The sequence below is a fragment of the Marinilactibacillus kalidii genome (assembly GCF_017599325.1).
Classification (GTDB): Bacteria; Bacillota; Bacilli; order Lactobacillales; family Carnobacteriaceae_A; genus Marinilactibacillus; species Marinilactibacillus kalidii.
The window spans coordinates 1-10459 of record NZ_JAGFVM010000009.1; the positions used below are offsets into that span (position 1 = coordinate 1).

11 protein-coding genes are annotated in these 10459 nt (G+C 37.1%); 3 read left to right on the forward strand and 8 right to left on the reverse strand.

All coding sequences use genetic code 11. The features are described 5' to 3' along the window. Positions 1-201: 201 nt before the first annotated feature. From J5J05_RS02065 to J5J05_RS02080, 4 genes are all read right to left on the reverse strand, one after another. Positions 202-1470 carry a mechanosensitive ion channel gene (locus J5J05_RS02065; protein WP_208559029.1) on the reverse strand — a complete coding sequence of 423 codons (1269 nt, stop codon included), beginning with the start codon at positions 1468-1470 and terminating at the stop codon, positions 202-204. A 155-nt stretch (positions 1471-1625) separates the two neighbouring features. After that, entirely contained in the window at positions 1626-2510 is an 885-nt protein-coding gene (locus J5J05_RS02070; protein ID WP_208559030.1) for a DegV family protein, read from the reverse strand. A gap of 23 nt (positions 2511-2533) precedes the next feature. Beyond that, positions 2534-3139: a hypothetical protein gene (locus tag J5J05_RS02075; RefSeq protein WP_208559031.1), complete on the reverse strand. Its 606-nt coding sequence runs from the start codon at positions 3137-3139 to the stop codon at positions 2534-2536. 47 nt (positions 3140-3186) lie between these two features. Next, a complete protein-coding gene (locus J5J05_RS02080; RefSeq protein ID WP_208559032.1) occupies positions 3187-3468 on the reverse strand; it encodes a DUF503 domain-containing protein in 282 nt (93 codons plus the stop codon). Between the two features lie 230 nt (positions 3469-3698). Here J5J05_RS02080 and J5J05_RS02085 point away from each other — a divergent pair, with 230 nt between their 5' ends. Next, positions 3699-5222, forward strand: a complete 1524-nt coding sequence (locus tag J5J05_RS02085; protein ID WP_208559033.1) for a ClC family H(+)/Cl(-) exchange transporter — start codon at positions 3699-3701, stop codon at positions 5220-5222. A gap of 143 nt (positions 5223-5365) precedes the next feature. Beyond that, positions 5366-6277 carry a DUF368 domain-containing protein gene (locus J5J05_RS02090; protein ID WP_208559034.1) on the forward strand — a complete coding sequence of 304 codons (912 nt, stop codon included), beginning with the start codon at positions 5366-5368 and terminating at the stop codon, positions 6275-6277. Between the two features lie 64 nt (positions 6278-6341). Here J5J05_RS02090 and J5J05_RS02095 read toward each other — a convergent pair whose 3' ends face one another. The 4 genes from J5J05_RS02095 to J5J05_RS02110 form a co-directional block, all read right to left on the reverse strand. Continuing rightward, entirely contained in the window at positions 6342-6536 is a 195-nt protein-coding gene (locus J5J05_RS02095) for a YwbE family protein (RefSeq protein ID WP_208559035.1), read from the reverse strand. Next, positions 6537-7085, reverse strand: coding sequence for a DUF305 domain-containing protein (locus tag J5J05_RS02100; protein WP_208559036.1), 549 nt, complete (start codon positions 7083-7085; stop codon positions 6537-6539). 16 nt (positions 7086-7101) lie between these two features. Beyond that, positions 7102-7614 carry an O-acetyl-ADP-ribose deacetylase gene (locus tag J5J05_RS02105; RefSeq protein WP_341868492.1) on the reverse strand — a complete coding sequence of 171 codons (513 nt, stop codon included), beginning with the start codon at positions 7612-7614 and terminating at the stop codon, positions 7102-7104. A gap of 94 nt (positions 7615-7708) precedes the next feature. Then, complete coding sequence (locus tag J5J05_RS02110) at positions 7709-9445, reverse strand: Na+/H+ antiporter NhaC family protein (protein WP_208559038.1); 1737 nt, start codon at positions 9443-9445, stop codon at positions 7709-7711. A 181-nt stretch (positions 9446-9626) separates the two neighbouring features. Between J5J05_RS02110 and J5J05_RS02115 the strand changes: the two genes are divergently transcribed. Next, the coding region (locus J5J05_RS02115; protein ID WP_208559039.1) for an ISL3 family transposase at positions 9627-10459 on the forward strand (833 nt) is incomplete at its 3' end.

The window sequence follows — 10459 nt, forward strand, 5'->3', positions numbered from 1 at the left end:
TGATATGAAGTTTCTGTTCGTCAGTGCGAGCATTTGCGTCCGACTTCCTTCAGATTCCGCCTCACGGCGGACACCCTTGTCATTCGCTAACAGTTTCTACTGCCAAGCCTGTAGTGGACTTTCACCACCAAGTTGTCGCTCATGCCGGGCGCACATAAAAAGAGCTGATCAATTATGATCAGCTCTTTTCTTATTCTTTAATTATAGTGAATCTGTTGTGTTCGTTTCTTCAGTTCCCGTTTTACTCGCTTCTTCATCGATTTTACTATCTAAACGTGAAAGTTGTTTTTTGGCAAATTCGCGACCACCAAGACCAAATGCTAAAGCAAAGGCTACTGATAATCCACCAATGATGAAGATAAACGCTGCTTGTACAATCGCTGATGCAAATTGTAATTGATCTAAAGCCATGAAAATCGAGAAGATGATCAAGATATACTTAGTCAATACACCTGCAAGCATACTTCCAGTTGCACGCTTGATACCTGCTGACAACATTTGACCACCGATGAAACCTAAGCCAATGATGATAGCAGCAAATAATACGTTTGGTACATATCCAATCACTACACTCAAGATGCCATTCAACATTTCAAGGTTTAGTGCATTCAATGCTTCAACTAAGAAGAATAGTCCAATCAAAACTGATACAGCTTGACCAATAATTTTTGCAAGATCAAGGTTCATGTTACTTGATGATTTAAGATAAGACGAATATTTGTTGATTCCTGAACTTCTTAAAAGATCCGTAAGAATTGTACCCGCAAATTTAGCAAGGGCAAACCCTACAATCAATAAGATAACCGCTACAAGGATATTTGGAATAGCAGAAAGAATTGTATTGAGCACTGAACTAATTGGTTGTGCAATCGTGTCGATATTCAATACATCTAAAGCTACAAGGATAATTGGAATCAAGATTAAGAAATAAACGACATTCGCTATTACTGAAGCTATTGTTCCTTTATTTTTCTCAATTTCAGTACTACTTGTGTTTTCACCAGTCAACTTAGATAGGTGTTTATCAATATTGGCTGCAAGTCCAAGATTGTATACGAGGTTTTTAACAAATCTTGCGGCAAACAATCCTAATGCCAATACAATAGCTGCTGCAATGATATTTGGAATAAAGGTCAATACCGTATCGATCATGTTCATAATTGGTTGTCCAATTGAATCAAGACCAAATGTTGAGAAGATACCCGGTAAGAATAATACCCAAATTAGATAATAAGCAATTTTACTGAATGTTTCAATCAACATATGTGATTGCTCTTCAGTATTTGTTGCCCCCCATTTTTGGAAGTATTTTCCAATCCCGATTGCTTTTAACCCTTTTGATACTGCCTTACTCACCAAAGTTGCTACGATCCATGCCGCAATAATAAGTACTATACCAAGTAATAACTGAGGTAAGAAGTTCAAAAATGAATTAAAACCATTCTGAACAGTGTTTGTCATATTGTTCATATTTATCTTGTCTCCTTTGTTATCTATTTGATTACTTACATTAGTATATAGAGTGGTCATACTTTCTTCAAACAATATGCATTGTATATTCATATAAAAAAGCTATTTAGCCAAGGTTTCAGGCTAAATAGCTTTCATTTTATGAATAACCTATTCTATTTATCCAGATACATATACGTTTCTGGTTTTTCATCAAAATAGAAGACCCCAACGCCGCCGATACCTAGGTGCGCAGCTAGAACCGCTCCTATATCTAATATCTGTGTTGATACACTCGGTAATGCCGTTTCAACCATCTCTCTTAACTTTTCTGCTGCTGCAAGATCATTTACATGACTGATCGTGACTAGTTGATCATCAAACGTTCCAACGCCTTCTTTGACATCCTTAATGATTCGTTTGTATATTCGTTCTTGTCCGCGGACAAGTTTTTTTACGATAATACCCGTGTGATCGACTGTTAAATAAGGTTTAATATTCAATGCTGTACCTGCCGCACCAGCCATTTTTGAAAGTCTACCACCTTTAACCAACCAATTAAGATCATTCAGTGTGAAATGATACCGAATATGTTTAGTGTTTTCTCTTGTCTGATTGACGACAGTTTCAAAATTCAAACCACTTTTTACCATCTCCATAGCTTGGAGAGCGAGCAATGCACCACCACCAGAACCGCCTAAAGAATCAATGATTTCAATATTCATTTCTGGATGATTCGTTCGATATTCATTGATCAAAGAATGGGCTACTTGAAATGTTCCAGAAAATTGACTATAAATCGAAAGGTATAAAACATCTTCTCTCTCTTTTCTTGCTTCATCCAACAAATTTAATAATGATTGAGGAGAGATTTGAGAGGTTTTAGGCATAATCCCTTCGCTCATATATTGATGCACTTCTTTTAATGATATTTCTTCTTGATCTAAGTAAACTTTTTCTTCAATAATCACGCTTAACGGTAGAAACTCATAGTCATAATTCTCTTTCATATACGTATTCTGATCAATACCAGAATCTATAATGATTTTTATCAACTTCATCCCATCCTCTCTTTACTATTCAATCATCGATTAATGATATCTTCTACTTGTTCGGCTGTCAGCTGCTCATCATAATATTTGTTCCAAATAGTAGAAAAATAGACAGCTGAAGCATGGCCATATATTTGAATCGCATTATCTTTCCATTTTTGTAATAGTTTGTAACGAGCATCCGATTCGTTTACTGCGAAATTATTTAATTTCTTGCTATCTATTTCAAAAGTGATTTCTTCCACTTCATCGTTCTTCCAAAGTGTCATCCAAATTTCATCTGGTATGACTAGAACCAACAGATTTTCTTGTTGGTAAACATAGAAAAACCCTTTTTTAATAAGGGGTGCAAGTACTTCTATCTGTTGAATTTGTTGGAAACCCAAAGCTTGCTCCACTTGTTCACCAAATTGATTCAATATGTCTTCTACAACTGGTTTGTAAAACTGATCGAATTGTTTTGGAATGGAAGCTGTCAGTACTGTAACTAACTGACTTTTTTTCCAGCTTTTTTTTGTTTCAACTTTCAACTGCTTAGCTACTTCGACTAATTGCGCTTTTGTGTAATAATTTAAATTATCCATTAACGACGCACTTATCGTTTTTTTGATTATTGGAAAAGTTTCTTCTGTATTCACTTTTATTTCATCCTTTACTTCAATTCATTTCATCCAATGATGGATGACTAGTAGATTAGACGATCGATTTTAGTCATTTCAACTTCATAATGTGATTCGATATAAGTAATAATCTGATTCAATACTTTTTCACATAAAACACGATTATTTCCTACGATACCAAAGCCTATGATTGTGATGTTTTGTCTATCTAATGCATCAATTTCTGCCGCACTCACATTAAATTGATTGGAGACTTTTTTTAATATACTTTTGACAATACTCCTTTTATCTTTCAAAGAGTAGGCATCGTAAATCAGTAAGGTCAACTCGATTCCCATTAAATTCATTGAACGACCACCTTTACATGTGTCTTGTTCATTTTCTATTTAAGTTTACATCAATTTGTTGCATCTACATCATCATACCACAATTTATACTGCTATTAAACTTCATTTGCCTATTCCTAACCAGTGAAGAATAGAAGTTGATTGGGCTAAATAATGATCCAAATAACTTGATGTTTTTATCAAATTTCAGTATCTTCTATATTAAAGATACGATTTAAAAGGAGCATTTCATGAACATTCATCCATCTCTTGATTTTAAAAAAATCTCCTTTGTTGCGAAAGGCGTTCTCGTTGGCGCACTTGTTGGTATAATGGTTAGTTTGTTTAGATATACCATCAACGTTTTATTGGCCTATACACGAGGTGCTTATACTATCATGCGATCAAATTCACTTTGGATTATTGCTTGGGTTTTTCTCACCTTATTCGTTGCATTTATTGTTTCCAAACTCATTCGAGACGAACCGCACATCAAAGGCGCAGGCATCAGAAATGTAGAAAGTCAGCTATATGGCATCACTAATATTCGTTGGTTTTCTATTTTTTGGAGAAAATTAATTGGTGCAAGTTTAGCCTTAGGTTCCGGTCTGGCTTTGGGAAGAGGTGGTCCATCCATTCACTTAGGTGGTGTGATTGGTAAAGGTGTAAATACATTTTTAAAAGGCAATCGCTCGCAAGAAAATATTTTACTCTCTTCTGGCGTTAGCGCTGGACTTGCTGCGGCTTTTAGTGCCCCACTAACAGGTGTAATGTTTATACTAGAAGAAGTCCATCATAAATTTTCGGGTGTATTATTATTGACTGCTTTTACATCTTCTATCGTTGCGAACTTCGTTGCTCTAAGAATATTTGGAATTGAGCCCGCTCTAAGTTTAGGGGCGGCTGTCCGATTCCCCGTTGACCAATATTTGCATTTGGTTATTTTAGGCAGCTTACTAGCAATCATTGGACGACTCTATCAAGAAGCATTGATTTATTTACCAGAATTATATAAGAAATTACCCTTTCCTTCTTATTATCATGGATTTATTCCCTTCTTACTCGTTATACCAATCGGTTTATACCTACCCAATATGCTTGGTGGCGGTATAGCGATCATTGATATCATTGATTCTACTCGCTTATCGACTCAATTACTATTTGGGATTCTTTTGTTTAGGTTTGTGTTTTCACTTGTTTCTTACTCTTCCGGACTTCCAGGTGGTATCTTTTTCCCAGTACTTTGTATCGGTGCACTCGTGGGTGCGCTCTATGGAAATCTCGCATTGACTTATTCGAGTATAGATACGATTTATTACCAAAATTTTATCATGTATGCGATGGGCGGTCTGATGACAGCTGTCATCAAAGCTCCCTTGACCTCTATCATTTTAATTGCGGAAATCACCGGTACTGAAAGTCAGCTCATGCCATTAAGTTTAGTCTGTCTCTGTACATACGTCGTCGCAAACTTTTTGGGATCGAAATCATTGTATGAACGTTTGATGGACAATGCAACAAAGCAATTGGATGCAAGACCGAATGGTGAAAAAGTTACGATCAGCCTCATTGTCGAAGCGGATCAATTCTTTGATGGTCTAGCTTATCAAGATTTAACGTTCCCAGAAGAAGCAGAACTGTTAGAAATCGTTCGATACAAAGATACCTTCGAACCTGATGAAACGACCGTATTAAAGGCTAATGATGAACTTATTATTCAGTGCGATAGCGGTCTAGTACCTAGCCTAAGAACCTATCTTCTGAGACACAACTAAACGATGCACTCTTCTATTAAGAAGAATGCATCGTTTTTTTGGAGATATTTATTTACGATTTATTTTAACTTTATATCATTAAATATGCTAGAATGTATAAAGATATTCTAACTTAACATTTTGAACAGAAAAAGGAGATTTTTATGCAGTATATTTGGATGATAATTAAAGGGATGATCATTGGGATCACAAACGTTATTCCCGGTGTCTCGGGTGGAACAATGGCCGTATCCTTTGGTATTTATGATGATGTCATACATGCAGTCACACATATCAAAAGTGAATTTAAAAAAAGCGCCCGCATTATAGGTCCGCTGGTTATTGGTGCAATATTAGGCATTGCTGGTTTTTCATATTTTATTGAATTACTACTCACTCGTTACACACTTGCTACAGCGGTTGCCTTTATCGGACTCATTTTAGGTGGTCTACCCATTCTATGGCATTCTTTTAAAAAGAGTATGATCGTTGAAAAACAATCAATCAACGTCATCCACATCATTCTTTTCTTTGTCTTTTTTGGAATCGTTACATGGATGGCTTTTGCTGAAACAGGTGGTACGACCGATCAGACGATTTCATTAACGATCGGTCATTTCTTAGCTTTATTCTTCGTAGGTGTTGTTTCAGCTGCGGCTATGGTTATTCCTGGGGTCAGCGGTTCTTTACTCATGTTGATTCTTGGTTACTATTATGCCGTCATTTATACGATCAATCAGTTTACTGGTGCACTATCGACCTTTGATATGAGCACAATGATTCCATTTGGTATACTGCTTAGTGCTTATGCTTTAGGAATGTTGTCAGGCATCATTTTAATCAGTAAAGCGATTGATTATTTTTTCGAGACTAAACCAACTTATACGTATGCTAGTATATTAGGATTAGTTGCAGCTTCTCCAATTGCCATTTTAACAAATACGAATGCATTGGGTGATTTGCAAGCTGGTAGATCTATTTGGTACTATCTGCTTACGATTGCGCTAGGGTTAGGCTGTTTCCTTCTAACATTTGCTTTAGGCAATACCAAAGATACAGCTGACACAACAGAATAATCAAAAGCACTTGCTAAAACGACGAATCAAAAAGATTCTAAGTCGTTCACAGCAAGTGCTTTTTTTATAGGACTTCTTGTACTCTTCCTACTTGATCTTGTTCTTCTAACATTACTTTTATACCGTGAGGGTGCTGGGCACTATTCGTCAAGATTCTTTTCACATGTCCTCTTGTCAATTTACCAGATCTTTGATCTTTTTTTAATACGATATCGACTAAAGCGCCCATTTTGATATTCGCTCTTTTCTTACCATCCATTTATTTCATTCCAATCCCATTTAAAATTTGTGGTCCTTCTACGACAGGGAAATTCCCCAATAATAACGCTTGGGCTTGCTGGGCACTATTATTGTCCGATTCATCGTTTTCAAGGTCAGCAATCAGTTCATTCATTTGTTGTATTTCTTCCACTTGTGTTTTTATTATACCATCAGCAAGCTCTCGAACTCTAGGGTCACTTATCTGCGCACGTTCACTAGTTAAAATTGCAATTGAATGGTGTGGAATCATTGCTTTCATCCATGCAACATCGTCAACTGTCTTCTGGCTTCTTACCAACCATAGTGATAGACCAAAAACACAGACAGAAGCTGCCAGTATTATACTGTTCAGTTTCTTATTCTTATACATTTTCCACATAAATAGCATCATGATGATGGCCATTACAGCGCCCATTAAAATCGCCATAAATACTCTTGTCTGACTAAATTTAGCGTCTGCAATTTCAAATACATTTAAGTACATTAAGCCATACATAACGATTGTAGAGGTTAATATCATTAATCCAAATTTTGCATATTGTTTCATTTTACACACTCCTTTTTTATTCTTTATTATCTGCCAATAGCTGTTTATAAAGATTTTCCGTATCCTCATCGTAGGCAACTAGTACGACTTCTTCAATCGAGCCAGGAACCTTCAATGAATGATTAATCGTATCAATCGCTATTTTTGCAGCCTCTTTCGAAGGATATCCATAAATACCGGTGCTAATAGCTGGAAAAGCAATGGATTTCAATTTGTTTTCTTTCGCCACCTTCAATGCATTGGCGTAACAATCTGCTAATAAGATATCCTCATTTTGTTGACCATCTTTATAAACAGGCCCAACTGTATGAATGACGTAGTCAGCAGGTAGCTGGAATCCCTTTGTCATTTTGGCTTCACCTGTTTTTGCACCATGTAATGCACGAGTCGCTTCTAATAGTTTTGATCCCGCTGCTCTATGGATCGCCCCATCTACGCCACCACCGCCTAAAAGCGATTTATTTGCGGCATTGACGACCGCATCAACTGATAATGTCGTAATATCTCCACGCCATGTTTTCACCTGAATACTCACGCTGATCATAACCTCCTATATTAAAATCTTACTTTCTATGGTAAGCCTTAATCAATGTTGTCGCAAATAAAAAGCTTAATCATTGAGATTAAGCTTTTTCGTATTCGTTATTTTCAGGTTTTGTTGTATCTACTTTTTTTCCAAGCAAGAAGACCATTGCAACCGTTGCAACAAAAGTTATCGGTAACACGATCCATATACTCAGTCCCATTGCTGAGGGCAAGTAGCCAAAAAAGATGGAGATGACTCCGACAGCTAAGGCATAAGGTAATTGTGTTTTGACGTGATCAATCAAGTTCGAACCAGCACCCATTGACGATAGAATCGTCGTATCTGAAATCGGTGAACTGTGATCTCCAAAAATAGCGCCTGTCAAAACAGCACCAGCTGACATAATAACAAAGTCAGGATTTCCCGGCTGCAAAGCCGTTGCCAAAGGAATGGCCAGAGGCATTAAAATACCCATTGTGCCATAAGAAGTTCCCGTTGAAAACGAAATAACTGCCCCTAGAATAAAAATAACAGAAGGCAACAAAACTGGTGGTAATGTGTCTCCCAATAAGGATACCAAGTAATCTGCCGTACCTAATTCATTCATCACGCTTGATAATGACCAAGCCAATAACAATACAACCCCTGTAATCATCAATGTTTTCATGCCGTTTACCCAAATTTCAATACCTTTACTGAAATTGAATAAGCCTTGGGTAACGCCCATAACTAGTGCGATGATACTTGCAATCAAAGCTGCTTGGAATAATACGATTGAAGCATCTGATGCCCCGAATGTTTCTCTGATTGTCTCAAAGGATAGCGGCGCATTCATGACTGTTTGAGCAAGTAAGGTATCTTCGCCCGCTAAGATAGTAGCGCGTCCGTTCATGTAAAAGCCTAGGAAGCTGAACACAATGAGACTGACGATTGGAACTAATGCGTTCCAGATCGTTGCTTTCTCTTTATCTAATACTGCTTGTTCTTCGTCACCCGCTTCAACTTCTGAAGAAGCTTCAATCAGTAATCCAGTATCTCTAGCTCTTTCCTGTGCTTTCTTCATTGGACCAAATTCTCTTAATGTTAGTGAGGTCACGACAACAAACAGTAGCATCAAAATGTTGTAGAAACGATAAGGAATGGTCTCTAAAAATATCCCGTAAGCATTAACGTTTTGGCCAATCGACTGATAAGCGTCATTGATTAGTCCAACTTCATATCCAATCCATGTTGAGACTAAAGCAATTCCTGCAATTGGTGCTGCCGTTGCATCAATCACAAAGGCTAATCGTTCTCTTGAGATTTTCATTTTATCTGAAACGGGTCTCATAATCGGACCTACGATCAGTGCATTCGCATAATCGTCGAAAAAAATCAGAATGCCTAATGCCCAAGTAATCAATTGTGCACTGATGGGTCCTTTTGCTTTTTTTGCTAAACTCTCAGCTACTGCCTGTGCACCACCCATACTGGTAATCAGCGCGATCAGTCCCCCTATTGTCATAACCTGTAGAATAATCCCTGCATTCCATGGATCAGCCAATGAGCCTAAAATATAGTCTACAATATCCGCGAACCCAGCAAAGATGGCCATGAGAATATTTGTACCATCATAAAATTGCATGATAATCGTCCCCGAAAAAATTCCCACAAACAAAGACAATACAACATTTTTAGTCACAAATGCGAGGATGATGGCAATAATTGGTGGAAGCAAAGTCATCCATCCAAGTGAGTTTGAAAGACTTGATTCTACTTCTTCAGCGTAGACAGTCTGTGGAATCAGTAATATTATTAGTGCAATTAAAGTAAGACATTTTGCTTTATTTTTCATTGATCTTCATTCTCCATTTCTTTCGTTTGTTGTAAGTTCAGCTATAAATAACTGATTTTTTAGGTTCTATAATATTTGGTGTTGGTGAGAATTCGCCAACACTATTTTTATGTAAAATGAAACAAGCGAGATTCTCTGATAGACTATAGTTACCACACCAAATCTATAGGAGGAATCTCGCTTGCTTGAATCTAATGATATCAAAAAATTGCTTCATATCCAAGATGAATCGATCACATTGACTCAGATCGATCGTCAAACCCTAAAAGGAACTTTAACCAATATTGTCAGTGGGACAATCACTTATACACCAGGCTATTGTCCTAAGTGCGGTGTTAAAAACGCCGATTATAACATTATTAAGTACGGAACCAAGCTAACTAAAATGGTCTGGAATAAGGTGGCTGGGTATCCAACGCGCCTTTATCTAAAGAAACAACGTTTCTATTGTAAGTCTTGTACACAGACCTTCTCTGCTCATTCCTCAGAAGTCGAAGAACATTGTTTTATTTCTAAGAAAGTAAAGCAACACATCGGCTTTCAATCAAGAGAAGATCTTTCTATGAAGTATATAGCAGAAGAACATACGGTATCACCTTCCACCGTTAAGCGAGTGATTAGCACATTCGCCCAAGTCTATTACCCTGACTTCCAATCTTTACCGCCTTGTTTGCTTTTCGATGAATTCAAATCAGTCAAAAATGTGAAAGGTTCGATGAGCTTCATTTACGCCGATGGCGATACACATGAGGTGATCGATATCCTTCCTGATAGAAGAAAAGCTTATCTCAAACTTCACTTTCAAAAGTATCCGCTAAAAGTGAGAGAGCAGGTAAAACTCATCGTGATTGATATGAACGCAGCTTATGAGTACTTTATAAGAGAGCTTTTTCCAAATGCAAAAATCATTATTGATCGCTTTCACATCACCCAGTTGATTAATCGATCTTTAAATAGAATCAGAGTAAAAATCATGAAACAATACAACCATTCTAGCTATCCGTCTAAAGGAAT

Excerpts from the sequence above, each read along its gene's own strand:
- J5J05_RS02085 (WP_208559033.1), top strand. The coding sequence starts at position 3,699 with ATGAACATTCATCCATCTCTTGATTTTAAAAAAATCTCCTTTGTTGCG.
- J5J05_RS02080 (WP_208559032.1), bottom strand. The coding sequence starts at position 3,468 with ATGAATTTAATGGGAATCGAGTTGACCTTACTGATTTACGATGCCTAC.
- J5J05_RS02070 (WP_208559030.1), bottom strand. The coding sequence starts at position 2,510 with ATGAAGTTGATAAAAATCATTATAGATTCTGGTATTGATCAGAATACG.
- J5J05_RS02110 (WP_208559038.1), bottom strand. The coding sequence starts at position 9,445 with ATGAAAAATAAAGCAAAATGTCTTACTTTAATTGCACTAATAATATTA.
- J5J05_RS02090 (WP_208559034.1), top strand. The coding sequence starts at position 5,366 with ATGCAGTATATTTGGATGATAATTAAAGGGATGATCATTGGGATCACA.
- J5J05_RS02100 (WP_208559036.1), bottom strand. The coding sequence starts at position 7,085 with ATGAAACAATATGCAAAATTTGGATTAATGATATTAACCTCTACAATC.
- J5J05_RS02065 (WP_208559029.1), bottom strand. The coding sequence starts at position 1,470 with ATGAACAATATGACAAACACTGTTCAGAATGGTTTTAATTCATTTTTG.
- J5J05_RS02095 (WP_208559035.1), bottom strand. The coding sequence starts at position 6,536 with ATGGATGGTAAGAAAAGAGCGAATATCAAAATGGGCGCTTTAGTCGAT.